Below are 25,040 nucleotides of genomic sequence, written 5' to 3' on the forward strand. Positions count from 1 at the left end.
AAAGGCGCCGACATCCGCCGCTGGGCGAAGAAGCACAAGGTCGAGCTGTGCTTCACGCCGACCTACGCCTCGTGGGCGAACCCGATCGAGGCCCACTTCGGGCCGCTGCGGCAGTTCACCATCGCCAACTCGAACTACCCCAACCACACGGTTCAGACCCGGGCCCTGCACGCCTACCTGCGGTGGCGCAACACCAACGCCCGCCATCGCGACGTCCTGGCCGCCGAACGCAAGGAACGCGCCCGCATCCGCAGCGAAAAGGGCATCCGCTGGGGTGGACGCTCCCTCGCCACCGCAGCCTGAACGACCCGGCGAACCTATGCGGTCAGAGCACTAGTGACCGTCACCGGCCAGGCGGTCGGCGTCGAGCCGTCGGACTTGCGGCGCACATCAGCGACCGGGATATCCGTCCAGGTTGCCGTCTCGCCGCGCCGGTACTGGTAGCGCACCCCGGTGTCGGCCGACTTGCCCTGACCCGTCAACTCCGTGCGGCGGGCCGGACGATCTCCGCTGCCAGGGGTGAGCAGGGCGGCACCGCTACCCGCGTAGAAGGTGTAGGCCGCCCCTGCGGACACGTTGCCCGCCGCATCCTTGGTACGCGCGGTCAGGACATGCTTGCCCGCGCGGAACACCGGCTTCGCCGTGACCGCGGTACCGGTGGTGGCGACCGACTGCCAGGCGGCGCCATCGAGGTTCCACTGGACCTCCTTCACATCGTTGGTCGGCGGCGTGAAGGTGAACGTACCCGTGAAGTCACCGTTGTCGTCCGGCGTGCCGGACCACTGACCGGCCGGGAAACCGGTGGAGGACACCGCTGTCGTGGCCGGTGCGGTCGTGTCGACGGTCAGCGTCCGGAAGGAGGACCAGGCGCTGTTCGCGCTGCCGTCCCCTGAACGCGCACGCCACTTGTAGCTGCCGGCGGGCAGCGCGGTGGGCGTCCATGTGGCCGTCGCCCCCGAGGCGACGGCGGCGCTGGAGCCGGAGCGCAGCGCGGCGGTGCCGTTGGAGGCCCAGACCTCGTAGTCGAGCGTGACTTGGGAGCCGTCGCCGTCGAGCGACTTGGCCGACAGCGTCGGAGTGGTGTCGTTGGTCGCGCCCTTGTCGGCCGGGGATATCAGCGTCGGCACACCAGGGATGGAGTTGTAGGTCACCGACACGTACGGCGTGTTGGAGGCGGCGTTGCCGGAGTTGAACCGCTTCCAGCCGTACGGGTCGGTCTCGTCCGCGGCACGCAGGCCCAGGTTGTTGGTGGCGTTGCCGTTGTCGGCCCACGCCTGCGCCAGCGACTTGATGTCCGCGCTGACCCAACCGTCGTTGCACGAGCTGGAGAAGCCCTTGGTCTGGGTGCTTGTAGCCCATACCGTCGTGCCCCAACTCGGCTGGGCCGTCCAGCGGGTGCTCGTCGAGGCAGCCCCCGTGCCGTACACCTCCCAGCCCTTGGCCGTGCACGACCAGGAGTGGAACTCATACAGGTTCAGCTTCGCCGCGGTGATCTGCTTCCCGGTGATGTTTTTCATCGGGAACGACAGGAACGAACGTGCCACCTGGCTGGAGCCGTTGTTGCCGATCTTCAGCTCAGTGGAGGCTGACTGGTCGGTGGTGTAGCCCTGTTGGACGAATGTGTCGAAGCTGCTGCCGACATTGATCGACGGGTCGATGGTGACCGGGAACTGGGTCTTGTCGTCGGCCAGGAACTCAGCGTCCGGAGTCAGGGTGATCGTGACCGTGTCGCCGTCCTGCGCGACCTTCACCCCGACCTTCCCTGTGTGGGTGTGCTCGCCCGAGTTCTTGTCGGTCTGAGCGTCCCACATCACCGGAGAGGGCAGGACCCCCGCGGCCTTGCCCTTGGCATCGGTGAACGTGACCGACCCGTCCGCGTGCGCCTTCGCCGTCAGTCCCTTGGCCTTCAGACTGTAGGTCACCTGGCCGTTGGAGTCCACGGCGGAACGATTCCTCAGCTCCAGGAACTGTTCGTAGCCGGTCCGCGTGGACTCGATGAGCAGATCGGTGGTGGGCAGCGCGTCCTTGTACCGGGCGACCGTGTCATCGGCCCCCTCGATCGTGGGCGTCGGCAGGGCTCCGTACCAGCCGAGCTGCAGCTGCCGACCCTTCCGGTCCTCCACCGTGACCAGCGGCACGGCGGCCGATGCGCCCTTCTCGCCGGCCTCCTTGAGGCCCTTCGGGGCAGCATGTTTGCCCGCCAGGGTGAGTCCGTGGGGGTGACCCTTGGCCGTGATCGATCCGTCGCTCGCCTGCTCCAGCGACGGATCGACGCCGTGCCACTTGCCGTCTTGATCCTTGAAACGGATCGGGCCGGCGTACGCCTCCGCCGTGACCGTCCCATTGGGGTTGACGTACGTGGTCGATGTCTCTGTGCGAGCGTCGGTGACTTCGATCCGACGCTTCTGAATCCTGGCCTTGAGTCGCGCCGCCGCCTCTGATGCGGCGGTGGCAGGGCCAAGATCCTTGGGCTTTTTGCTGGCCGTTTTGGCGCTCTGCGCTTTGTCTGAGAGTGCGACAGCCTGCCCCGTGGACTCGATGACCACGGCAGCTTCGACGGCCAACAGCAACGTCAGGGCCGCAGCTACCGGGCGCAGACGACGCATGGATGGCAGTGGCAGGTAGGGCTGTTCGGAGCCGACGGGTCTGTGCCGCGTGGCTCTGTGGAAGAGAGATGGCATGCAAAATTCCTCACTGGTGTGGGTTCTTTTTTCACACCAGTGAGGATGTTCACACTCACCTCACCGTGCTTCATAGATCACTCTAAGCAAGGAGGTGACCTTGAGCCCTCTCGAAGTGGCCCTGTTTAGTAAATGTCCAATTGATGCGACCTTCACTTTCGATGATTACTGTCTAAATCGGGATATTTCTAATCGGCGGCGGCCTGCAGGGCTTGCGTCTTGGGTGAAGCTTTACCGACTGGAGGGGCGGATTGTGAAGTTTGGGTAGGAGTTGGGTTAGCTTCCTATGTGATCGGTGGCTGAAACCCATGCCCTCATGGTGGTAGTTGCGCCCTAGATGCAGAGTCGATGGCTGCGTCCAGCGGCAAGGAGTCGATCAAAGGTTGGGCCCATTCGATTCGGGTGTGACCGAAGAGGAGGCGCTGGCGGAGCGTGGCGCGGTCCAGGTAGGAGTCGATCTCCTTGGGCGCGGAGCTGCGGGAGAGTGGGTCGAGGCCGAGGCCGAGGACGAGGGCCACCGGAGTTCCTTGGCCGAGCAGCAGAGTCCAGGGGCGGCTGGTGGGGATGCGTTTGCGGTAGGGGGTGCCGTCGAAGCGCAGAGCCACTTCAGTCAGGGCGATCAGACGTAGGCGTGGCCCGATGTCCGGCGGGGGTGTGGTGGCGGGGCCGAGGTGCAGAGCTTCGCCAACGGTGCGCATGCGTTGCTCGATGACGGCCGGCGTCTCGTAGCAGCTGCGGGGCGGTTGGGGCACCAGAAGGAGGCAGCACAGAGTGGCGCCGGTAGGAGTGGTGTCCAACCATGTGGTGGTGGCCAGGGAGGCGATCAGACCGGCGGAAGGCGCGAAGGACTCGGTGCGGGCAGGCGTCAGCATGTGGGCACCGCGCTGTGGTGGAAGGCGGCCCAAACGCACTTGCCGGGGCCCTGGCGCTTCTCAATGCCCCAGTGGTCGGCGACGGCAGAGACCAGCAGGAGGCCGCGGCCGTCGTCGGTGGTGCTCCGTGGCTCTTGCCTTGTGGGTGTGCCGTCGCCGCCGTCGTGCACCTCGGTGCGCAGCACGGTGGCATGTAATTCGACGCGTACGAGGACCTGACCTCCCACCGGGGCTCCGTGCAGGACGGCGTTGGTGGCCAGTTCGGAGGTGCACAGGCGGATGTCGTCGAGGCGTTCAGTCCGGCCCCATTGGGTAAGGGTTTCGGCGACGAAGGAGCGGGCGGCGCCTGGAGTGGTCCGGCGCCGGTCGAAGAGCATCGTTTCGTGCTCGACGGCGCCGTCGAGCGCTTGGTCCGGTGCGAGGGTCTCCGGCTCGTCGGGCAGTCTGCTGGGCATGGCCAACAGCCAACCGCCGTCGCTCGTTTGGGTCGGGAGCCAGGCGGGGGCCCACTATGGGGGCCAGAGTTCGCATGCTCCTGGGAGATGGGATGGGCGACACGGGGATCGGCGCGTTGCTCATCCGGCTGCGCACTGGGCGTGGTTGGACCCAGCAGCGGGTGGCCGACGAATACAACGCCCTGGAGGGGCGGGCCGCCAAGACCGGTAAGGAGATTGGGCGTTACGAGCGCGAGGCGCGCATCCCTCGTAGAGGCGGGCGGGCCGGCCGCCGCGTTCACCTTGAACGTTGTCCACGCCGATACGCACGGACACGGTGCCGCCCGGGTCGGGCGATCCGTCGGTGCCGTAGATCTGCCGGGCAAGGGCTCGTACGCGTTCCTCGTCTCGGCCGTCGAAGACCCAGACGCCCCCGTTCCAGCGGCCGCCGAGGGCGCGGGCCTCGGATGGCCAGTCCGGGTGGTAGGGGGAACTTACGGAGGTCTTGCCGTCGGCGGTGGTGACGGTGACAGTGCTCATCCGGCGTTTTCCTGCGTGTCAGCGATGTGGTGCTGTGCCTCTGCCGCGGCCGCATGTTGCGAGAGGTCAGGCATTCGCTTCAGCGACAGCCGCGCGGAATTCCTGGGTCATCAGGGCGACGGAGCCGCGTGGAGTCGGAACCTCGCGGGGTTCGCCCGACACCCTGGCCGCCGTGGCACTCATGAGCTCGTACATTGCGGCGTCGACGGCGGCGCGATGCGCTTCGGGGGCTTCCCTGGTGTCCCGAACGGCGACCATCGTGCCGAATCGAGTGCCGATCCACCCGATCGTGTCGACCTTCCAGTCGAGCTGCCGGGCTGCTTTGCGCATCGCGGCTCTGATCAGTTCGACTCCGCCGAGCTCTACGGCTTCCTCGTCGTCCAAGTTCACCTGGAAGGAGTCGCCGAAGCCGCCGGCGTCCTTGGGACAGGACCCCAGCAACGGGACCAGGGCCTCGGCCATGGCGATGCAGCGCGGGTTTTTCGCAGAGGAAGCCATCGGCGGCATCGTAGAACCGCCCGGGCATCACGGGACGCCGTTCTGCGGGGCGCTCACCCGAAGGGGACCGCTCCGAGCGCGTCACTGCAGACGAAGCCGCTTCCGCTTCCTTCTTTCCTGAACGCCTTCGGCCTGTGCCGTGCCCGCTGGTGCCGTCGCTCGTATGGACCAGAACGGACGCCAGGTTCCGCCCTTCGCGCCGGAGGAGTACGCGCGCGTCGAGGCGGCGGCCGACCTCGTCGGCAAGTCACCCGAGGACTTCGTCCGCGACGCGGCGCTCAAGGCTGCCGACGACCCGTTCCTCAAGGCCCTCGGTAAGACCCGCGATCGTGTTCCACAGCTTGCCGAGGTCGCCCACAAGGGCTTCTACAGATCGCGCAGACCCTCCCCGGCGACCCGGCCTGCCTCGACCTGGGTGTGCTGGACGCCGTCTGTGCCCGGGCCCAGGCGCACGACATGGGCCGCGACGTGTACGCCGGCGACTGGCTCAAGGGCGCGGCCATGCTGGAGACGATCGCGCTGCACGAACCCCTGGAGGCGGGGAACGAGTTCTTCGCCTGGCTGGTCGCCGAGACGTTCCTCAACCCCAACGGCGTCACGCTGAACTACGAGCCGGAGGAAGCCCTCGCGCTCGTCATGCGTACCAAGCACAAGGGCGCCCGTGTCCAGGAGGTCGCCGCACAGCTGCGCGCCTGGTCCACCGGCTGACGCGCCGGCTCCATCCAGGGGCTATCCGTCCCCTTCGGCCGACGCCTCAAAGGTGATGGCTTGCTCGTTGGCCGCCTTCTCCGCGGCACTCAGCCGCTCGATCTTGTACTTCTCATCCAAGACGCGGGCCTTGAGTCCCCAGGACAGCGCGCGGGCCCGCATCCCGTTGTCCCCGGTGACCACCGTGACCGGGGCCGGAGCGATGGCCTGCTGCAGATAGCAGGCGCGCGCGACGATCTCGTCGTCGTTGTTCGGCAGCCGCACGTGCCCGGGCTCGTCCCGCAGGACGTCGACGACGGTCTCCCCGTTGTTGAGGACTGCCCGGCCATCGCTCTCGATCTGGGTGAGCACCTGTTCCAGGAGTGCGAAGACGGCGCGCGCCCGTTTCCGGACGCCGGTGTCATGGGTGTCGTACGACTTCTTGTCGATCTCGTCGATCACGACATGCGGGATCATCACAGAGGTGCCGGAGCCGAAGATCCGCTGCCAGGGAATCTTGTCGAATCGCATGTAATGCAGGAGGTCGTTGGTGTCCAGCACGACAGTTCGCCCCCTGTGGCCTGCGAACCGGTCGCGGGTGAGACGGAGTTCGTTGGCCAGGTCCATGAAGTAGGTGCGCAGCTCGCTCAGTTCCGTGTTGATCAGGAGGGTCCACCGCTGGGGGGTGAACTGACCGTGCACGATCGCGTTGTACCGCTCGCCCCGCAGCCGGGCCGCTACGGACCGGTCGGTGAACATCTCCAGGAGCTCGGCTGTGCCCCGCAGCGTCCACTGGTCGTACTCGCGCACCGTGCGAAGGGCGGTCTGCTCCCAGTCCTGCTGAGGTGTGCTCGGCACGGCGTTCCCGAAGATGAACGGGACACTGTTCTGGACGTCGTTGAGCCCTTGATTGGTCATGCTTTCCAGCAGCTTGATTGCCTGCTCACAAGTGGTTCCGGGCTTCAACAACATGTACGTGCTCCTCACGGTACGGACTGTCCGCGACATCCGAACGGGGCTGAGCTTAGGCTCCGTTCGGTCGAGACGTTCTGGATCACCGCGGCGGCGGTCCTGTGGGGGTGCTGGCACGGGCCTGCTCATACCGCGCGCCGCGTACCGGCTGTCCGTGCCACACGATGAGCCGTGGCGAACAGCGTGTCCTGCCGGACACCCCCTCATCGGCGCCGGGAACGGGTGGCTCGGGCGGGCCCGCTGCTCGGACGGGGACAGGTACGGTCCGAGCACATCTGCCATCGCGGTCGTCGTGGCCCTGATCTGCGCCGTGTTGGCGGCCGCCACCGGAGCCCTCCCCGAGCTGGTGGTCCGGCTACTGCTCACCCCTGTCAGCGTGCTACTCGCTGCCGTCGACTTCGCGGCGCACCGGCTGCCCGACGTGCTCACCCTGCCACTCGCCGCGGCCGCGCTCGTACTGCTCGGCGGTGCCGCATTGCTACCGGACGCCGGCGGTAGCTGGACATCCGCAGTGCTCGGTTCCTTGATCGTGGGTGCCTGCTACTTCGTGCTCTTCCTCCTCGGCAAGGGCTTCGGATTCGGCGATGTGAAACTCGCCCTCGCCCTGAGGGCCGTTCTGGGCTGGTACGGCTGGCCCATCGTCCTGATCGGGACCTTCGCCGGGTACCTGCTCGGCGCTTTGTACGGCATCGCCCTCATCCTCGCGGGCCGGGTCAGCCGGGCGACCAGGATCCCGTTCGGCCCGTTCCTCCTCGCCGGGGCATTCGCCGGCCTACTTCTGGGCTCCGGCGCCCAGTGACCAGGGCCCTGGCTGCGGGGAGGTTCTGGAACAGTACAAGTGCCTGTTCCCGAACGTCCCCGAGCTGGCGCGCGGTGAAGCATCACTATGCGCCCAGCAGCGACACAGCTTGATCATCACATCGCTGGCCATCTCATCCGTGGATCTTCCAACAGGCCAGCCGGTCAGCGTGGCCAGCGAACGACACACACAGCCGACACCCGTTCGGGAACGACCGGTTCATGGCCCATGACGCGTACTCGTACTTGACGCCGACCGCCGTCTTGGCCTCGGTGCTCTTCCAGCGCGTCATGTCCCGGTCCCACTTGTGGTTCGGGTCGTCTTTCGGGTCCGCTACGGCACGAGCCAGTCTCCGCAGTCCGGGCCAGATGGGATCTCTTGGTGAACAGTGCTCACGCCGCCGCGCCTGATGTCTTCCGGTTGGTCGTGACGGGCGGCGGGACCGGGGGCCACACCTACCCGGCCTTGACCGCAGTCCGCACGCTCCAGGACCGGCTGGCTGGATCCGGCCGGCGGCTGGAAGTCTTGTGGATCGGGACGCAGGACGGGCTGGAGGCCCGGGTTGCACCCGCCGAGGGAATCGCGTTCACCACGGTCGTCACGGGCAAAATCCGGCGGTCGGCGAATCCGCTGAAGACGCTGTCGGCCGCCAACATGAAGGACATGGCGCGGGTGCCGCTGGGGGTCGCGCAGGCCCGCAAGGTGATCGCGGAGTTCCGGCCCGACGTGGTCCTGGCGACCGGGGGCTACGTTGCTGTCCCGGCCGGGCTCGCGGCTCGCCTGTGCCGGCGGCCGCTGGTGCTGCACGAGCAGACGGTGCGCCTCGGCCTGGCCAACCGGCAGCTTGCCGGGTCGGCGACGCGGATCGCGGTCTCCTCGGAGTCGACACTGGCGCTGCTGCCCCAGGAGGCGCGCTCCGTCGCTGTGGTCACCGGCAACCCGGTACGGCCGCAGGTGCTGGCTGGCCAGGGGCTCAAGGCGATCGAGGCGCTGGGGCTACGGGGCTTCGACAGTGGTCGGCCTACGGTGTACGTCACCGGGGGTGCACAGGGCTCCCAGCAGATCAATACGGTCGTGGCGGAGGTCCTGCCGTGGCTTCTGGAGCGGGCGAATGTGGTCCACCAGTGCGGTCCCGACCACGTCAAGACGCTGCGGCAGCGGGCTGCGGCGCTTCCGGCGGAGAGTGCGGGCCGCTACTACGTGAGCGGGTTCGTCGGTGCGGAGCTGCCGGACGTCCTGGCGCTCGCGGACGTGGTGGTCTCGCGCAGCGGCGCGGGCACGCTCGCCGAGCTGACCGCGCTGGGCAAGGCAGCTGTGTTCATTCCGCTGGCCACCTCGGCGGGCAACGAACAGGCCCACAACGCGCGCCATTTGCAGGAGGCGGGGGCGGCGGTCGCGCTGGAGGGCGAGGTGAGTGGCGAGCGGATGCGGGACGCGTTGGGCCCGCTCCTGGCTGATGCCCACCTGCGGCAGGCGATGGCGGAGCGGGCCCGGGCGCACGGGCGTCCGGATGCGGCTGACCGGCTCGTGGACGTGGTCCTGGAGGCCGCTGAGCAGGCTAGGGCAGGTGCCGGGCAGCACCGTGCTCGATGACTGCCGGGTCCTCCTGGTCCGCGGAGTTGCGGTTCAGAGTGGAACGCTCCTCGTCGCTCATCCTCAGCGGTGTCTTCGACTTCGACGTCAGCCCGGCGAGCTTGTAGGTGTGCCTCATGGCGACAACCAAGGGCTTGAAGGCGTAGCCGAAGAGCTCGTCCGCCGTCTGCTGCCGCAGGCGACCGGTGTAGCCGGCGTCGACGAGTTCGCTCACGCGGTCGACGTCGCGCTGGATCTCCTCGGCTCAGCTCCTCACTGGCGCCGTCCGTGCTGGTCCGGGACTTGGTCCCTGGCCCCCCGTTCTGTTGGAGCGCATACTCTTCTTTGTGTCCCGCCGCACCTTTACTGTACGGATGCTGGTTATTAATCCTTGAGCTCCGCTGTATGCAGGGCAGCAACGAAAAACACTTGGTTCGCGCGAAATTACTTTGCCGAGCGGATCAAATGCCGTGTGAGCTGGGCAAATTACGATGCGGTTCCGCCCGAGTGCTGAACAACGACTCCCTGCGCCCGGACAAGGCGGGACTGTCGGGCGCGAACGTCCCTCCGCGCTCCTAGCGTTCGCCCCGCTGTGGGTGATGGAGGCGGGTGGGGGAGAGGGGCACCTTCACACAGCGCCCGGGCGCGCGAGGGAACCTCGACCGTCGACAACGGGGTGCTGTCAGAGGGACGCAGTACCGTCGGAGCATGACCTATTTACCGACCCCCCACTTGAACGGACGCTGGCTCCTCAAGATCACAATCTGGGCGGCGCGCGCCGACGACACCCGATGGAACCAGCAGTGCGCCGTCTTGCGCTCCGTGTCCTCGTATGACTCTGTCACCCAGACCTGGAGCACCCGGATCGGCGTGCTCGACCTGACGACCGTGGCCAAGCTGCAGACCCTCTTCGACGCGGCCCAGACCTTCGGAAGCGAAATCCGCCTCGAGCCCGCGCCGGTCCCAACCGGGTGGACAGGACCGTCCTTCGCGAGCGACACCGCCGTGGCCGACCTGCTCACCGCAAAGGCGGACGAAGGCCGGCCGCTCGGTCATCTGCCCGTCGCCTGAACCAGATTCCGGGGCCCGGAGTGTCAGGACGTCATCGGCGCGGAGGAAGCCGACGCTGCTGGGCCCGACGTTTGTGCTCGGCGGCGAGCCGCTTGACCTTCCGGCGCACACGTTCGCTGAAGGCGGCCGGGTCAGCGACGCCGGCAGCGGCAGCGGCCTCCGACCTCGCTGGGCCTGCTCGCCCGTGGCGGTGCGGCTGCCCGGCACCGACGGCAGTTCCGCCCGCGTCAGGCGACCGCGCGCCGTCCTCGCCGGGCTCAAAGGAAAGTCGTGGCCGTGGCCACGATGTGGGTGGGCGCAGGCCTGCGCGAGATCTACGCCAAGCTCCGGGTAAGCACACACCCCTCGCCTGCCTCTGCAAGAGCACCGCATCCCCATCCAGCGGAGGCGTTCAGGCACCCAGACGGGGGCCAGCCCATCCGCTGGAGAACCGGACGTCGCGTAGTGACTGACGCATCTGGGCCGCTGGGCAGGGGCGTAGGCCAACAGCAGGAGGCGGCGAGCACTGAACAGTTTCGGCACGCTAGAGCCCCTGGCCTCTCGCATACACTCCGGCCGCAGCATGTGCCCTCAGAGTGCACGGGGCCCGTTGTCGGGGCGATGGATCTGGATCTTCGCCAGGTCGAGGACTGGGTTGGACACCATAGTCATCCACCAGAGACAGCAGCATCGCCGACCAGACGAAGGAGGTTTGCCGCCGGGCCTTTGCCCGCCGACCGCAGGCGTCAGTCGTCGGCGTGGCCGTACATCTCGAGGATCTGTTCGTCCGTCTCGCCTCGGTGATAGACGTGCCAGTGCAAGTGCTTGGACTCCTGGTACAGACCCACGTTTGTGGTCACCGAGGCTGCTCCATGCTGCTCAGCCACCTCCGCCGCCACCTTGGCGACCACGCCCATGACTTCCGCGAGTAACTCCTGGCCACCGTCGCCCAGATCCACAAGTGACGGAATGTGATCCTTGGGTACCACGACGATGTGTACCGGGTGTGATGGCTTGGTGTGGTGAAACGCCAGCACCCGGTCCGTCTCCAACACGCGCTCGATCTCCACCAGGCCAGGAATGGCCTGGTGACAGTAAAAGTCCGAGACCTCGGTGGAGGCCACAACAGCGGTCACAGTTAGTCACCTTCCGTACCTGTCGGCGATCTGGGCGCTAGGTTATCGCCCAGCACAGCACGGGCATCGCTCGCTCGCCCGTTCCGATGGCAAGGACTAGCCGGAGACGGGACACTGCACAGCTCGGGTGGCGTCCGAAGGTTTCAACCACCAACCGGGCGCGATCGAGGTTTGCAGCGACGGAAAGGGCAGCCGGTGCGTGTGGAGGACGCACCTTCAATACATCGGTCCATCTCCTCCCATCGGTGGCGTGCTTCCTGCGTTTCCAGGCGGCGGACTCGAGAAGGAGGTCCAGACACCCAGGCCGGCCAGGGTGTGTGAGGCGCCATGAACCGCGTTGCACAGGTCACGTCCCTCGCGTCTATTGGAGCGCCGTAAGGACCGCGTTGTCCCGGCCGACAGGCGGCTCGGTCTATGAGCCCGATTTGTACAGCCAGGTACGGGCAGCCCCGGAACTCGGGTACCCCTGCCTGCGCCTCCACCTGCTCGAAGACGTGCAGGATCCAGAACCGAGCTGCGATCCAGACGTCTCCGTTCGTCCGGTGATGCCTCGCCGGACAAGCCCGCCCTTCCACGATGCGTACAGTCGAGGCGTCGCCGCGGTCACCGCGCAGCTGACACAGCCCCATGGGTCTGTCGCTGCACCCACGCGATTCGGAGAAGAACCCTTCATGGCCCAGAACACATCTATGCCATCTGACCTGCGGCGATGGGCCACCAGCCACCAGCCACCAGCCACCAGCCACCAGCCACCAGCCACCTGCCCGGAGCGGACAACGTCACGGACGTGTCCTGGCCCCGGGGCAGTTCCATGGTCTGGCGCGTGGGCTCAGGCCCTGACGCGGTCTTCGTGAAGCGCAGCCCGAGCACGACGGACTACGAGCGCGAAATCCAGGGCTATGCCTACGCGTCGCGTGCACTGGCCCCCCACGAAGCGCCCCGCCTCCTTGCCGCGGACACCGACCTTCAGGTCATCATGACGTCGCTCCAGCCGGGCGACGTCGTGCGGGGCCTGCCTCTCCAAGCGGCAGCAGAGCGGCGCGTGTACGAACTCGCCGGCGCTCTCCTGCGGCGCTGGCACGATCACTCCGCCCCGGCCTCGGACCAAAACCTCGCGGACACCCGGGCCTCCATGTCCGACCAGGCGCAGGAGGCCACCGCTTGTCTGGCGAGCACCGCCGAGCACCTCGACACCGCACAGCGGAAGTTGGTGCAGTGCGTCGCCGAGGAACTGCCGCAGCTGACGTCCGGCCTGCCGACCGTGTTCCGGCACGGTGACTACTCCACCCGTAACTGGATGTGGCACCCGACGCACGGCCACGGCGTGATCGACTTCGCGATGTCCGCGCCCGGCCTCGCCGTCGAGGAGTTCGTGTGGCTGTGCGGCGCGGTCTGGGTCGTGCGCCCCGACCTCAAGGCCGCCTACTTCTCCGGCTACGGCCGCCCGCTGTCGGACACCGAAGAGTGGGTGCTGCGCCTGCTGACCACGCGGCTCGGGGTCTCCTATTTGAACTCGGGCCTCACCAAACATGAATCCGCTCTCGTCGAGCGTGGCCATCTCATCCTCACGCGCATTGACACACGAGTACCAGTGGCAGTCCAAGCCAGCCACATTCTCATCCAGGCACAGCCACTACGGCGGTGACCCGCCCCTCCCGCGTGCGCCCTCCGGACGCCCTCTGCCGGCGCACACACCGGCCTGCCGCACCCGCCGGTCCGCGATCGCCGCTGCATGAAAAGGAGAGCAGCATGCCCACGACCAGGACTGGCGGTGCGGCGTGGCGTTCGGAAGCGGTGCCGGTGGCGAGGAGAGGTGGGTCATTGCCTGGGCGGTGAAGGCGAGGGCGACAGCGGCCGCGACGCTGGTGAGCAAGTGGCAGACCAGGAGCAGCACGACGTCGGCTCTGTCGACGGCCCACGCCGTCCGCGCAGTGTGCCCCAGCGTGGAGGGAAGGCGTCGGCACATTGCTCCGAAACAGCTATCTGCCAGCGGGTTCTTCCCGTATTTGTCCTTGAGGGTTGATGCCGGCCGGTGGTGGAGGGGGCGGTGTCTCCTCGTTTGAAGTCGAGGCGTCAGTCACTGTCACCTGTATCCCTCCGTGGCGCTGTGCCGTACCTGGATGGCTCGGTATGCACCGGATAACGACGAGCGGCGGGATTCGAACACACTCGCTTCGGGCGTGCAGGGGCCCTTGAACCGCAGGGGGTGAACCTGTCACCGCCGTGCTGGGGTGGCCCAGAGAACTTGCCAGACCAAGATCATTCTTACGCAACTCGGCAAGAATGATCTTGGAGGGCAACGCTTTCCCGGATGGTGTGATCGCTGGTACGCACCGCCTGGTCCAGTTGGTCACGCAACTTATCGGGGATGCGTCCTACATCCAGTGCGCAGGCGGTGAGGAGAGTTCGGCATTCCTGTGTCTCTCGATCGGTGGCGAGGGCGGCGCACCGGGGGTGTGCCAGGATCTCTCGGGCGGCATAGCCGTCGGAGGTCTTGATCGCCCTTTGGTGCAACTCCTCGACCACGAGGTGTGCTTCAGGCCCTTCGGGCGAGGTGAACAGGTCCAGCGTGGCGAGCCCGAGCCGCGTGTTGAACACGGTCAGGTCGTCCCCCTGCAGAGCCCGGAGGTGCTGGATTACCAGGTTCTGCAGGGTGTGTTGCCAAGGCAGTCCTGCGGTTCGGTGGCACATGATGCTCAGGCAGTCGGTCACGGCGACTTCCCATGGTTCACCAGGTGTCGTGTCGGCCAGGAGGCTGTGGGCGCGGGCGGTGTCTCCGACGGTGAGAGCGGCGAGGACGGCGACCTGGCGGCCGTCGAGCATGCGCTGTCCGACTCCGTGGTGTGCGTCGACGTGGGCGAGTGCTTCAGTCCAGCGGCCGGCTGTGGTCAGGGCGCGCGTTCCGTCGGCGAGGAGAACGCGCCATAGCCAGGCGCGAACCTCTTGGCGGTCTGTGGCTGTTGAGGTGAGACCGGATGGTACGGCCACGTTCTCGAACAAGCTGGTGGGGGTGTTGGTGCTGACCGCATCGAACAGCTGGAGGAGAGTGCTGCGGCCGTCGTCGTGTTGTCCGGCGCGGATGGCGAGGCGGGCGAGGTTGATGATGGGTTCGAGGGCTCGGATCGCGGCCTTGCCGGGCAAGGGAGCGGCGTCCAGGTAGGCGGCTGCGTGCTGGCGGCACAGCGTGTGGGCCATGTCCGGCACACCGGTGTCGGAGGCGATCAGCGCGGCCTGGTTGTAGACCGTGGAGGCGATGCTCTGGTCGCCCGTCTTTGCCGCGCTGTCGGCGAGTTCGGCGAGCGCACGAACACGTTGGGGCAGGGGGAGGCAGGCCGGGCGGGGGCGAGCGATGAGGGGGAAGCGCCGGGCCAGGGCGTCAGGGATTATCCACACGGTCCGCGACACTCCTTTGCGTGGTGGGGTTCGGGCCGAAGACAACGGTTTTCGCGGCGGCGGCGAGGGCGGCCTGGGTGGCGTAGGGCAGGCCGATGCGGTTGAAGGCAAACAGCGCGTGATGGGCGAGCACGTCGCGCAGCCCGCGGTGAAGCAACCCCAGCTCCATGAGGTGGGCCAGATTCTGCCCGGCGTCGCGATAGGCGCGGGCCCTGTCCGCAAGGTGGGCCAGCGGCCCGCCGGTACGCATCAATTCGTCACCGTTGACGGAGATCAACCGTTGTACGGCAGCTTGGAGTTGCTCGCGGCTCTTTGGTGTGGCACCTGGGGGCGTCTTGCGGTGGGCGCTGACGCGGGCCCAGACGTCGCCTTGTTCGTACCAGTCCAGCGCGGCGGAGCGCATCAGGATGCTGCACAGCATCAGGGACGTCTCGCTCCGGTGCGGGCCGCCCTTGCGCTGGAGGTGTTCGAGCAGACTGCGGCTGTCGTGGTGGAAGAGGCGGTGCGCGCTGGCCATGGCTTCGGTGCCACCGAAGGCATGCTCTTCGGGTTCGTAGACGATCTCTGTCCACGCGGTGATGGCCCCCTCGGTAATCAGCGTGTTGAGGCCCTGGGCTATGTGCCGTGCGCCTTCGGCGGTGGGCAGGTAGCGCACCCGCCAGCAGGGGTGCTTGCGGATGATGAACCACCGTGCCAGGACGTTTTCCTCCTCGGCGGCGCGCAGTATGGGGGCGAGTCGGGACACGGCGATGGTCTCGGCGTTCTGCCATACCGGGAACAGAAGATTGGCCTGGCGCCAGGTTGGCAGGGTCATCGCAGGGCCTCCGCGGTGTGTGCAGCGGCCAGAGGCGGGTTCAGCACGCGTTCGAGGCGCACCCGGTAGAAACGCAGGAGCAGCAGGGAGTGGTCGGAGGCTTCTCGGGTGTCGTCGTTGTCGACGACGTCGACGCTGTGCAGAGCGGAGGCGAGGCCGCCTGTCCCGTAGGCGCGGTCGATGCGCTGGGGACCGCCTTGGTCGGGCTTGCACTGTCCAGCGGTGGTGTTGAGGGCCTCGGGCTGGCCGAGATGGTCGGCGGCGTAGCGGGCGAGGTCGAGGTAGCCGGCGTCGGTCAGGGCGGCGTCGGGGCGGGTGTCGCTGCGGCGGTGTCCGTCGGTGTCGAGGTAGGTCCGGTGGACCATGTGTGCTCGATCGGTCACCGTGGCCCAGTCGGGCAGGGCGAGGCGTTCGGGATTGCGCGGGTAGCTGTTGGTGTCCCCGGCGGCGAGAGTGACTGCTCCTGCGTGCATGGCCATCCAACCCGCCTCCGTTAACCGCTGGTTGGCGTCGAAACAACACATGTGGAGGGAGATGAAATTGAGTGGCACTGGACAGGTGCCCAGCCGCGCGACCACGTGGCAGGGGTGCAGCCACCACGGTTTCGCTCTGGGGCGCACTTCGACGACGTCGAACATCGTGGGGCGGAGGTAGACGGCGGTCGCGATGTCGGCGTCCGCGTACGGGTTGGGCACGGAGAGGAAACCTCGCAGGCGCAGCCGCTTCTCCGCGGCGTGCAGGAGTTCACTTCCCCGCTCGCGGCTGAACGTGGCCTCCTGTTGGAGGAAGATGTCCGGCTCATACTCGGTGAGGACGTCGAGTGCAAGATGCCGGCGTTCGCCGTTGCGGCCACCGTCACCGTCGAGGTTCCACACGGCAGCGGTCAGGAGGTCGGTCACGTCAGACCTTTCGGTATCGGTACGGATCGGCGCGGTATCACGCCAGAGTGAGGAAGGTGTCCCAGTGCGGGGCGGGCGCACGCCCAGTTGCCACGGTGTGCAGAGCGAGTGCTGCTCCGGCTGTTCCATCGAGGAGTTCCGGGTTGGGGTCGCTCTGTTGGAGCGCGGTGATGAGGCGGTCGGTCAGCTGCGGCAGTTCGGCGCTGATCTCGGGGTTGTCGGTCTCGGTGGCCATCCGCCATGCCGCGTGCAGGAGTCCCGCCATGCCGTGGCACAGCCCGGTCTTGGGGAGCGTGTCCAGTTGGAGGGGGTCTTGCAGGGCGGCAAGAAGGGCGTTCTCGGCCATCGCGACGCGTGCCGGGTCTCCGAGGGCGAGTCCGGCCAGTTGCTGGGCTCGGGCGGTGCCGCTGATTCCGTAGCACCAGGACGGACGGGGCCGAAGTGAGGAATGGACCTGGTCGTCGGTCACCTGTTGGATCGAGAGGTGTCCCGGCCACCAAGGCGCGGTCTCGTCGCCTTGCCGCCACTGGTCCGTCCAGGCGCAGATTCTCGCGATCGCGTCGGCCGTGCCCGGCACGGTCAGTCCGCCGAGCAGGGCCTGCGAGAGGATGGCGAGGGTGGAGCCGATGCCGTGGGCGAGCCCGATGTTGCCGTGCCCGCCGGGGTAGTCGGGGTGAAGGACGCCGCTGGGGGCGACGTCTGTCCACCACGGCGGCAGCCCGGATGGGTGGGGGAGGGGCTCGGTCAGGCGTACCAGGTAGGCGATGACGTCCGAGGTGATTTCGTGGTGCGGGTGGCGGCTGAGGTGGTAGGCGCCCAGGCCGGACAGGCCGCGGATCAGGTCGAACTCTTCCATGAGGGGGCGCTCGCCACGGGTGATGCGCTGGTGGGCGGCGGCCAGCCGGGTGAGGGTGAGGGTGAGGGTGGCGGTGTCCAGACGTGCAAGGGGTGGCAGGTAGCGGTTGGATGCGCTGGCTGCCCGGTGCACCACGTAGGCGAGGGCGGGAGCGCCGAAGTACAGGTTTGCGTTGGCTGCGGCGCTGACTTCACCGTGCACGGCCGCGTTCAGCCAGGTGTGTGCGGTGGACCAGTCTCCGTGCCCGGTGCGGGCGCGCTCGATGTGCAGTAGGGCGATGCCCGAGGCTCCTCCGGCCAGCGACTGGGGCCAGGACCGGCCTCCGTCGGGGCGTCCGCCGGGCCACGCGATGTTCGGGTCGGCCAGCGCGGCGGCCAGACGGTCGACGGTTTCCAGTGCGGTGAGGACGGGAGCGGTGGTGATCACGGTGTACTCCTTGCGCGGGCCGTCCAGCTGAGGGCAGCGGCTCTGGCCAGGTGAAGGTGGGTGCGTTCCTCGGGCAGTCCCGGCCCGCGCATCCGGACGTGGTGGAGGTGCAGCAGGTCTGGCAACAGTTCGTCCGGATGAATGGCCGTGTTTGTGAGTGCGCGCCGGTAGTCGGCCAGTGCCTCACGCCGTGCGGCCCAGGCAGTGGTGACGGGCTCGCTCAGGCCGGCTGGGAGCATGTTCACCAGGTCGACGGCTTGGCGGTAGACGGTGCGGGGCGGGGCGTCCGGGCCAGTGCGCGTGTGCTCGATCAGCCAGTGCATCGCCGCGGTACAGTCGCCGAGCACGCCTATGGCGATGTCCACCATGCTCGCGGCGGTCACCGCGCGAGGGTCGGGAACCTCGGTTCCGGTCGGGGCAATGAGCTGGGCTACGGCGGCGGCGGAGTCGGCGGCGAAGTACCGTTCGGCCGCCTCTATGGCGGTGAGGCCACCGAATCGGGCGATCTCCGGTTGGTAGGTCTCCACACTGGCGTCTGTGATCAGACCGTTTTGCCGGAGGCGGCGCGTCCACTCGCCAATCGACTCGAAGACGGCGCCGAGGGTCCCGGGCTTGCAGGTCAGGCGGAGGCGAAGGTGGTCGTCAGGGTCGCGATAGCGGATGAACCACCATGAAGGATCGCCCAGTTCGTCCAGCAGGGCTGCCAGGTGCCGGGTCAGGATGGGGGCCTGCCGGTCGCGATGGCCGTGGAGGTGAAGGGAGATGCGGTTCTCGCATCCGGGCAGGTGACCGTGCTCCCGATTGACCGCGCGGTCCGCCACGCGGACGGGGATGATGTTCTGCTCGGTGCTCAGGGGGATGACGACTTCGTGGGCACGGCCGCCGGTCCAGCCCAGGTCCTTGGCGCGTGGCGCCGGGGACAGCGTCACGGTACCGTCGCGGTCCAGGTGGACGCGCAGCAGGGCCCGGTGGGACGGCTCCGCCAGGTCCAGGGCCATGCGCTGGTCGTCCTCGCTCAGGTACACCCGCTCAGGCAGGTGAACCTTGCGGCGCCATCGGGTCAGGGCCTCGTCCCACTGCGCCCATGGCGCGGATGCGGGAGGCAGGTCCTCTCGCGTCAGGAGCCAGCGGGCCGGGGACAGGATCGTCCGGCCGTAGCACAATGCGGGCAGGAACGGCAGGCTGGACGCGGCCGTCCCCCATCTGAATCCGGTGCACGGGATGGCCAACGCAACAGGTGCCTCCGTCAGGAACCGGCACAACGGGTGGGAGTGGTGGCCCAGGTCCACGGCGTTGAGCAGCAGCGTGTGGACGGGGCGGCGGTGAGACAGCGAGACAAGGTGCAACTGTTCGGCGTCGACGGTGACCGCGAGGTCTGTGACGGGAAGCGGGCGGGTGTCCGGGCTGTGGTAGTCGCCGAGCGAGATCACCCACTCGGTCGCCTGCGGGGCGCGGGCGACGTTCTCCGTTGGCGCCGACAGAGGCGTGGAGCTGATCTGCGCGCGGAGCGCGCCTTGATGGACTGGGGGTAAAGCGCCGTAGGTGTCGGTCATGCGGCGGCGGTCTTCGTCGTCGAGCAGATACAGAAAGCGTCCGGTGGTCGCTCCGGCCGAGCGCGACACCCCGACCACGTGCAGGGTGAACTCCCCTTGGTGGAGGGCGGCGACGCTCTCGGCGTCGATGCGCACGGTCAGCTCCGTGCTCGGCTGGACGGGACGGCCAAGATCGACGGTGGACAGGTCCTCGATCGCCGCGTCGTCGAGCTGGATTTCAAGGCGGCCCTGCATGCCGGCGGTGTGCGCGAGTTTGATGAGGCGGCCGACACGGTCGGGCTGCGGGGAAGCCGTCGGCGCGGTGGCGGCACCGAGGAATCCGGGCGGATAGCCGAGCATGTCGATCGCGTCCAGGACGGGGACGGCCGCCCGCGGCCCGTACCGCTCCAGGAATCGGCGATGCCACTCGGCCCAGCCGGTCAAGGATGCCTGTGGCGCGAGGCGGACGAGCGCCTTTGCTGCGGCTGCCGCCTCCTGCACGACGGCCGTAGGTAGGGTCAGATCCCAGTCGACCCGCAGGTCGCGCGCGGACCTGGGGGTGGACCGGATCTCTGCCGCCTCCGTGGGCGGGAGGTGAGCTGACTGGTCGACGAGGGCGCTGAGCGGGTCGTCGACTGTCATCGCCGGGCGGAGACTCGTGAGCAGGACCCGTTGCCTGACCAGGTCGGCAATAAGGCGGTCGATCACGGAGGGCGGCGCGCTCGGGAAGCTGGTCGACAGCTTCACAGCGAGGTCTCTCCACCCGATCTGTGTCCGGGCCCCTTCCAGCGCCTCGCGGACGGGTGCGGTCAAGCGGACCTGCACGTGGGCGGGCGGTCGATCGAGCGTTCCGCTCGGGCGGTACTCGATCACTGCGTACCCGTCGCGTTCGACGAGGAGGCTGGAGGCGAGCAGCATCAGGTGGGGCCGTAGCGCCGGGTGCTGCTCGAAGTAATCGATGAGCCCGGTACTGTGTGCCGCGTCCGCTCTGGCGATGGCGCGGTGACCGGTGCCGACGCGGAGCGCGGGCACCGTGCCTATCTGTGCGGGCGCGACGCCGGCGAACAGGCCGAACGGAGTTGACCGGGTGCGAGCACGCAGCAGGTAGCGCATGACGGCGACCACCGTGCGCCGCATGGCGGGGACCGGGAGTGGCCGGCTGGCGCAGATCTGCTCTACCTGGGTCGCGAGGTGGGGACTGGCTGCCCTGACGGCTGTCGCGAAGTCAGTTTCGCTCCAGGTCTGTTGGAGCCATGCCTGCCAGGACGTCGGGTTCGCGAACGCGCCGGTGAGGTCCGGCCATACGGTCTCGCTGTCGGGATGCCATGCAGATGCACGGACCAGTGCCGCATCAACGTGGCGATACATACGCCCCTCCTGGGACTTGCGATGCCCGGCCGCGCTCGTGGCGGCCGGGTACCGCGGCGGACGCGGTCGGTGGTGTTACGGGCAGCTCGTGCACGCTGTCGCGCACGTGGAGTTGCAGCCGTCGTCCGTCATCCTGATGAGCTGGTCCGCGGAGGGACCGCCCTCGACGATGGAGATGTCCAGGGCAAAGTCAGCGAACTCCTCCGCTTCGGCGGCCGGTTGCTCGGCTATGGCCGGTCGCTCCACCTGAACGGTCACGTGTGCCTCCTTGAGGTAATGGGGGATGGTGCAAGGTCCCGGAGCCCTCGCTGGGCCCCGGAGTCTCAGGTCCAGGTCGCGATGACGATCCCGTGCCGCCGCAGTACGGCGTCCTGCGGCAGAGGCGACGGAGCGGGGCCCGGCAGGTACCGGAACGTTGCAGCTCCCCGGCGACGGTGGTGTTCGGCCCAGTGGCGCAGCAGCTCCGCATACTGGTCGGCGAGGGCTTCGGCTTGCGGACCGTGGGCAATGACGCCGCTCTCGAAGCCGCCGGTGGCCTCGTTGTCGCGGCGGGTGCGGTAGGCGATGCTGTCCTCACTGACCAAGGCGGGCACCCCGAACTGGGCCGCCGGCGCCATCAGTCCTCGTTCGACCAGTTCCTTGGCCGCGTGCAGCCGCACTGCACGCGGCAGGTTGAACGTGAGGTACAGATCCAGCTCGTCGGGCAGGTCCCATGCCGCACCCGACCAGCGCACCACCTGGGGGGTGTCCAGCGCATGGTTCAGCGCCTGCGCGTTGAGGGGCACCCGCACGTCATCGGTCTGCACGACGACGCCCTCACGCAGCAGCACCGTGCGTTCCTCGGCGGCGCCCTCGCCCTGCATCGGTACGAAGTGCGCCAGACGGTAGGAGCGGCTGAGCAGCCCCGCACCGTCACGGTCGAAGGCGATCGAACGGGTTGTGCCGCATACCGTGAGGGGAACGACGAGCCTGCCCTTCTCCGTGAGCCCGTCGAGCCACGACGGGGGGATGTCCCAGGCAGCCGCGGTGACGATGATCCGGTCGTACGGTGCTCCGTCGGGGACACCGCTCTCGCCATCGGCGAGGACCGTCTTCACCTGCCGGTATCCGGCCTCGTCCAGGCACAGGCGGGCACGGTCGACGATGTCGCGGTCGATGTCGACCGTGGTGACCTCACCATCGCGGCCCACGAGTTCCTGGAGATAGGCGGCATTGACCCCGCCTGAGCCGATCTCCAAGACCTTCATGCCGGGCGCGACGTCGGCCTGCTCCAGCATCACACCCTGGAGGTGGGCAGCGGACATGACGCTGACGTTCAGGCCGCTCTCGTCTTTCTTGACTGGCACGATGCGGTGGAGATCGTAGACGAGTTCCAGCGACGCTTCCGGCGCGAACTGGTGCCGAGGCACGGCGGCGAAGGCCGCGGCAACCGAGTCGGAGGTGATCGCTTCCTGATCACGCAGCGCCCGGACCATCTCTGCGCGCAGCCTGTCGGGACGGCGAACAGTCGCATCATCAACAGCGGTCATCCAATTACCTACTTCTGTCTCGGAACGAGGGCGTTGGGCGTGCCCCGTCGCCGGGCCGGGGAGGTCTGCTCGGCGACGGGGCCGGGAGCCCGCGCACGGCAGTGGCTACGACGGGCTGCCATGCGCGGGGGTCTGGGGTGCTCAGGCTGTGGCGAACTCCCGACGCAGGTCGACGTCGGTCACGGCCATCCGGTGAGCGGCGATCTCGTGACGGGCAGCGTTGGTGTAATGCACAACGCCGGCAGGGGTGAGCAGGTCGGAGGCGGCCAGGGGGCTGCTTTGCAGCGCAGCGAGCGCCTCCTCCAACGAACGGGGTGTCGGCGGAGCAACGGCCTCCTTGAAGGCGTTGCCGATACATGGTCTGGGCGGTTCGAGTTTGTGGTCGAGGCCGTGCTGGACAGCAGCAAGCACCGCCGCGAGAGCGAGGTAGGGGTTGGCGTTGGCGCCGGGCAGGCGAATCTCGAGGTGGAGGCTGTCGCCGCGGCCGACAACCCGGATGGCGCAGGTGCGGTTGTCGCGGCCCCAGGTGAAGTTCACCGGGGCGAAGGTTCCAGGGACCAGCCGCTTGTAGGAGTTGGCCGTGGGCGCGTACAGCAGCGCCAGGTGGGGCAGGACATCGAGCAGCCCGGCGATGGCGTAGCGGGCCAACTCCGGCATTTTCCCGTCGGTCTCGGCGAACAGGGGGATGCCATCGCCCATCAGGGAGAGGTGGATGTGGCAGCCGCTGCCGACGCCGGTCATGGGCGCGGCCATGAACGTCGGCGCCATGCCGGAGCCCTCACCGATTGTCCGAGCCGCGTGCTTGAAGAGCAGGTGGGTGTCGGCCGCGGCCATGGGATCGCCGTAGGGGAACGTGACCTCGATCTGCCCGGGGGCACTCTCGGTCTTGATTGCTTCGATCGGCCTTCCCATTCCAGCGAGGCACTCCTCCAGTTCCTCGATGTACCGGCGCATCACCCGGGGATGATCGAGGGCGTAGTCCAGGTTGTCCCTGGTCACCGGCTGTATCCCACGATGGCCGGTCTCCTTGGCGTCGGTGTTGCCGTCGTGGCACAGCACGAACTCGCTCTCCAGCCCGACCTGGGCGCTGATTCCCCGGCTTGCGAGGCGGGTGAGCTGCTGACCCAGGATTTGCCGGGGAGCCACACCGACCGGCTGTCCGTCGTGGCCGATCGCGTCGGCGAAGACCAAGGCGGTGCGCGGTATCCAGGACAGTTGGTAGACAGCGTCCGGGGCGGGGAGCAGGCCCATGTCGCCGTAGCCGGTGTCGAAGGAGGCCAGGGCGAATCCGTCCAGCGGGCGCATGTCGACGTCGGTGGCCAAGACGTAGGCGCACATTGCGGAGCCGTCGGCCGCCACGCGGTCGAGGAAATGCATGGCGCCGATGCGTTTTCCCTTCAGCCGGCCCTGCATGTCGGGCACGGCCAAGAGGACCGTGGTCACGGTGCCGCGCTCCACCAGCTGCCGCAGGTCCTCGAATCCGTGCATCGCGTGCCGCAGCCCGGTGGTTGCTGGGGTGTTGGGTGGCTTGTTCATACGACGTTCTCCGCCATGTCGTCGCGCTCCGCTGCGGTGCCGTAGGCGGGGATGCCGTAGCTGCGTCGGCCACGGGACGACCACAAAACGGCGGCGAGGGCCAGTACCGCCAGCAGGGCGAGGGGGGCGTAGTTGAAGGTGCCAGCGGTGACCGGGCTGACGGCGGGGAGGCAGAACAGGACGGTCACGAAGGCCACCCAGATCACGGCGACCCAGCCGATCGGTCTGCTCCAGCCGCCGAGGTGCCAGGGGCCACGCTCGAAGTGCTTTCCGGCACGCAGGCGCAGGTAGACCGGGATGGCGTAGGCGGGGGTGATGCCGATCACGTTGATCGAGGTAATCGCGGTGTAGGCAGTGACGGAGTACAGCGACGGCAGGGCGATGACGAAGGGCACGGCGACCGACAGCCACACGGCCGCGACGGGGGTTTTGGTCCGGGCGCTCAGCCGCCGCCAGGTGCGGTGGAACGGAAGAGCACCGTCGCGAGAGAACGCGAACACCATGCGGCTGGCCGACGCCAAACCGGCATTCGCGCAGAACAGTTGCGCCATGATGACGATCAGAAGCAGCGCCTTGGCGGTGCTCGGGCCGAGCGCGTCGATGAAGATCTGGGCGGGAGGAACCCCGGTCGCGCTGCCCACGGTGCCGGCGTAATCCTGGATCGCGAATAGGAGCCCGGCCAGCAGGACGAAGCCCACCACCCATGACCAGAAGATCGAGCGGACGATCCCTCGAGCGGCGCTGATCTGGGCGTGCTTGGTCTCCTCGCTCAGGTGCGCTGAGGCGTCGTAGCCGCTGAAGGTGTACTGCGCCAGCAACAGACCGAGCAGACCGACGTAGAGAGGGTTACTCCACCCGGTGCTGTTGGAGAACTCCCCGAACACGAAATGGGGCGACTGGTGGTGGGAGGGCACCAGGACCAGTGCCCCCACGATCACTGCAACGCCGGCGAGGTGCCACCACACGCTGATCGAGTTGAGTATGGACACCAGGCGCACGCCGAACAGGTTGAGGGTGGCCAGCACCAGGAGGATGGCGGCGAAGATCCCTAACGTGCGTTCCGGGGTGGGGGTGACACCCCACTGGAGGTTGAGCCAGGCTCCGGTGAACAGGGCGGTGCCGTAGCAGCCGCCAGCCATCCCGCCGAGCAGGCCAAGCAGGTTGAACCAGCCGGTGACGTAGCCCCAGCGCGGTCCGCCCAGCTTGCTGGCCATGAAGTACAGGGCTCCGGAGACCGGGTAGGCCGAGGTGACCTCGGCCAGTGCGGCGCCGACGGCCAGCACCATCAGGCCCACGAATGCCCAGCCCCACAGCATGACGGCCGGTCCACCCGTGGTGAGCCCGAACCCGAACAGGGTCATGCACCCGGACAGGACACTGATGATGGAAAAGCTCAAGGCGAAGTTACCGAACGGGCCCATGCGGCGGGCCAGTTCGGGCGGGTAG

Annotated in this window: 20 protein-coding genes and 2 pseudogenes; 6 read left to right on the forward strand and 16 right to left on the reverse strand. The window is 67.9% G+C overall.

From position 1 onward, the window contains the following. Positions 1-303, forward strand: a pseudogene (locus H293_RS0142080) (IS630 family transposase); the annotation flags it as partial. Between the two features lie 14 nt (positions 304-317). On the opposite strand, the gene H293_RS0142085 reads toward H293_RS0142080, so the two are convergent. The 4 genes from H293_RS0142085 to H293_RS0142100 form a co-directional block, all read right to left on the reverse strand. Further along, the gene (locus tag H293_RS0142085) at positions 318-2,606 is read right to left on the reverse strand and encodes a DNRLRE domain-containing protein (protein ID WP_259294661.1); all 2,289 of its coding nucleotides are present in this window, start codon (positions 2,604-2,606) and stop codon (positions 318-320) included. A 389-nt stretch (positions 2,607-2,995) separates the two neighbouring features. Next, positions 2,996-3,553 (reverse strand): hypothetical protein, encoded by a 558-nt coding sequence (locus tag H293_RS0142090; protein ID WP_020123781.1) that lies wholly within the window; start codon positions 3,551-3,553, stop codon positions 2,996-2,998. Continuing rightward, entirely contained in the window at positions 3,547-4,008 is a 462-nt protein-coding gene (locus tag H293_RS0142095) for an ATP-binding protein (RefSeq protein ID WP_020123782.1), read from the reverse strand. The genes H293_RS0142090 and H293_RS0142095 overlap by 7 nt, the downstream gene beginning before the upstream one ends. A 585-nt stretch (positions 4,009-4,593) precedes the next feature. After that, on the reverse strand, positions 4,594-5,025 hold the full coding sequence (locus tag H293_RS0142100) for a hypothetical protein (protein ID WP_033416349.1): 432 nt from the start codon (positions 5,023-5,025) through the stop codon (positions 4,594-4,596). A gap of 456 nt (positions 5,026-5,481) precedes the next feature. Here H293_RS0142100 and H293_RS51280 point away from each other — a divergent pair, with 456 nt between their 5' ends. Further along, a complete protein-coding gene (locus tag H293_RS51280; protein WP_158694517.1) occupies positions 5,482-5,733 on the forward strand; it encodes a hypothetical protein in 252 nt (83 codons plus the stop codon). A 21-nt stretch (positions 5,734-5,754) separates the two neighbouring features. Here the strand turns inward: H293_RS51280 and H293_RS59465 are convergent, their stop codons facing one another. Next, entirely contained in the window at positions 5,755-6,630 is an 876-nt protein-coding gene (locus H293_RS59465; protein WP_028808675.1) for a PIN domain-containing protein, read from the reverse strand. A 135-nt stretch (positions 6,631-6,765) separates the two neighbouring features. On the opposite strand from H293_RS59465, the pseudogene H293_RS59470 reads away from it, so the two are divergent. Both H293_RS59470 and H293_RS0142130 read left to right on the forward strand, forming a co-directional pair. Then, positions 6,766-7,483: pseudogene (locus H293_RS59470) on the forward strand (prepilin peptidase). Between the two features lie 378 nt (positions 7,484-7,861). Next, the gene (locus H293_RS0142130; protein ID WP_020123789.1) at positions 7,862-9,076 is read left to right on the forward strand and encodes a UDP-N-acetylglucosamine--N-acetylmuramyl-(pentapeptide) pyrophosphoryl-undecaprenol N-acetylglucosamine transferase; all 1,215 of its coding nucleotides are present in this window, start codon (positions 7,862-7,864) and stop codon (positions 9,074-9,076) included. Here the strand turns inward: H293_RS0142130 and H293_RS0142135 are convergent. Further along, positions 9,042-9,290, reverse strand: coding sequence for a hypothetical protein (locus tag H293_RS0142135; protein ID WP_020123790.1), 249 nt, complete (start codon positions 9,288-9,290; stop codon positions 9,042-9,044). The genes H293_RS0142130 and H293_RS0142135 overlap by 35 nt on opposite strands. Before the next feature lie 473 nt (positions 9,291-9,763). Here H293_RS0142135 and H293_RS0142140 point away from each other — a divergent pair, with 473 nt between their 5' ends. Further along, positions 9,764-10,126: a hypothetical protein gene (locus tag H293_RS0142140; protein ID WP_158694519.1), complete on the forward strand. Its 363-nt coding sequence runs from the start codon at positions 9,764-9,766 to the stop codon at positions 10,124-10,126. A 725-nt stretch (positions 10,127-10,851) separates the two neighbouring features. On the opposite strand, the gene H293_RS0142145 is transcribed toward H293_RS0142140, so the two are convergent. After that, the gene (locus H293_RS0142145; RefSeq protein ID WP_020123792.1) at positions 10,852-11,241 is read right to left on the reverse strand and encodes an HIT domain-containing protein; all 390 of its coding nucleotides are present in this window, start codon (positions 11,239-11,241) and stop codon (positions 10,852-10,854) included. 823 nt (positions 11,242-12,064) lie between these two features. Here H293_RS0142145 and H293_RS51290 point away from each other — a divergent pair. Next, positions 12,065-12,886 carry an aminoglycoside phosphotransferase family protein gene (locus tag H293_RS51290; protein WP_259294662.1) on the forward strand — a complete coding sequence of 274 codons (822 nt, stop codon included), beginning with the start codon at positions 12,065-12,067 and terminating at the stop codon, positions 12,884-12,886. A 620-nt stretch (positions 12,887-13,506) separates the two neighbouring features. Here H293_RS51290 and H293_RS0142155 read toward each other — a convergent pair. The 9 genes from H293_RS0142155 to H293_RS0142195 form a co-directional block, all read right to left on the reverse strand. Beyond that, positions 13,507-14,634, reverse strand: a complete 1,128-nt coding sequence (locus H293_RS0142155; protein ID WP_020123794.1) for a hypothetical protein — start codon at positions 14,632-14,634, stop codon at positions 13,507-13,509. Further along, positions 14,618-15,448 (reverse strand): thiopeptide-type bacteriocin biosynthesis protein, encoded by an 831-nt coding sequence (locus tag H293_RS0142160; protein ID WP_020123795.1) that lies wholly within the window; start codon positions 15,446-15,448, stop codon positions 14,618-14,620. Before H293_RS0142160 ends, H293_RS0142155 begins: the two co-directional genes overlap by 17 nt. Beyond that, the gene (locus H293_RS51295; protein WP_020123796.1) at positions 15,445-16,347 is read right to left on the reverse strand and encodes an endonuclease/exonuclease/phosphatase family protein; all 903 of its coding nucleotides are present in this window, start codon (positions 16,345-16,347) and stop codon (positions 15,445-15,447) included. The genes H293_RS0142160 and H293_RS51295 overlap by 4 nt, the downstream gene beginning before the upstream one ends. A gap of 37 nt (positions 16,348-16,384) precedes the next feature. Further along, on the reverse strand, positions 16,385-17,629 hold the full coding sequence (locus tag H293_RS0142170) for a lanthionine synthetase C family protein (protein WP_020123797.1): 1,245 nt from the start codon (positions 17,627-17,629) through the stop codon (positions 16,385-16,387). Beyond that, complete coding sequence (locus tag H293_RS0142175; protein ID WP_020123798.1) at positions 17,626-20,529, reverse strand: lantibiotic dehydratase; 2,904 nt, start codon at positions 20,527-20,529, stop codon at positions 17,626-17,628. The genes H293_RS0142170 and H293_RS0142175 overlap by 4 nt, the downstream gene beginning before the upstream one ends. A gap of 75 nt (positions 20,530-20,604) precedes the next feature. Next, positions 20,605-20,787, reverse strand: coding sequence for an FxLD family lanthipeptide (locus H293_RS0142180; protein ID WP_020123799.1), 183 nt, complete (start codon positions 20,785-20,787; stop codon positions 20,605-20,607). Between the two features lie 65 nt (positions 20,788-20,852). Next, a complete protein-coding gene (gene fxlM / locus H293_RS0142185) occupies positions 20,853-22,058 on the reverse strand; it encodes a methyltransferase, FxLD system (RefSeq protein WP_028808677.1) in 1,206 nt (401 codons plus the stop codon). Positions 22,059-22,199: 141 nt separating this feature from the next. Beyond that, the gene (locus H293_RS0142190) at positions 22,200-23,594 is read right to left on the reverse strand and encodes a glutamine synthetase family protein (RefSeq protein WP_020123801.1); all 1,395 of its coding nucleotides are present in this window, start codon (positions 23,592-23,594) and stop codon (positions 22,200-22,202) included. Beyond that, positions 23,591-25,015, reverse strand: coding sequence for an amino acid permease (locus H293_RS0142195; protein ID WP_078612853.1), 1,425 nt, complete (start codon positions 25,013-25,015; stop codon positions 23,591-23,593). Before H293_RS0142195 ends, H293_RS0142190 begins: the two co-directional genes overlap by 4 nt. Between the last annotated feature and the right edge of the window lie 25 nt (positions 25,016-25,040).

The organism is Streptomyces canus 299MFChir4.1, assembly GCF_000383615.1.
In the GTDB taxonomy this organism is placed as follows: Bacteria; Actinomycetota; Actinomycetes; order Streptomycetales; family Streptomycetaceae; genus Streptomyces; species Streptomyces canus_C.

What these genes read in the sequence shown, in the direction of transcription:
- H293_RS0142090 (WP_020123781.1), bottom strand. Translation starts at nt 3,553, where the DNA reads ATGCTGACGCCTGCCCGCACCGAGTCCTTCGCGCCTTCCGCCGGTCTG.
- H293_RS59465 (WP_028808675.1), bottom strand. Translation starts at nt 6,630, where the DNA reads ATGACCAATCAAGGGCTCAACGACGTCCAGAACAGTGTCCCGTTCATC.
- fxlM (WP_028808677.1), bottom strand. Translation starts at nt 22,058, where the DNA reads ATGACCGCTGTTGATGATGCGACTGTTCGCCGTCCCGACAGGCTGCGC.
- H293_RS0142100 (WP_033416349.1), bottom strand. Translation starts at nt 5,025, where the DNA reads ATGGCTTCCTCTGCGAAAAACCCGCGCTGCATCGCCATGGCCGAGGCC.
- H293_RS0142085 (WP_259294661.1), bottom strand. Translation starts at nt 2,606, where the DNA reads ATGCGTCGTCTGCGCCCGGTAGCTGCGGCCCTGACGTTGCTGTTGGCC.
- H293_RS51280 (WP_158694517.1), top strand. Translation starts at nt 5,482, where the DNA reads ATGGGCCGCGACGTGTACGCCGGCGACTGGCTCAAGGGCGCGGCCATG.
- H293_RS0142190 (WP_020123801.1), bottom strand. Translation starts at nt 23,594, where the DNA reads ATGAACAAGCCACCCAACACCCCAGCAACCACCGGGCTGCGGCACGCG.
- H293_RS0142140 (WP_158694519.1), top strand. Translation starts at nt 9,764, where the DNA reads ATGACCTATTTACCGACCCCCCACTTGAACGGACGCTGGCTCCTCAAG.
- H293_RS0142175 (WP_020123798.1), bottom strand. Translation starts at nt 20,529, where the DNA reads ATGTATCGCCACGTTGATGCGGCACTGGTCCGTGCATCTGCATGGCAT.
- H293_RS0142195 (WP_078612853.1), bottom strand. Translation starts at nt 25,015, where the DNA reads ATGGGCCCGTTCGGTAACTTCGCCTTGAGCTTTTCCATCATCAGTGTC.
- H293_RS0142160 (WP_020123795.1), bottom strand. Translation starts at nt 15,448, where the DNA reads ATGACCCTGCCAACCTGGCGCCAGGCCAATCTTCTGTTCCCGGTATGG.
- H293_RS0142095 (WP_020123782.1), bottom strand. Translation starts at nt 4,008, where the DNA reads ATGCCCAGCAGACTGCCCGACGAGCCGGAGACCCTCGCACCGGACCAA.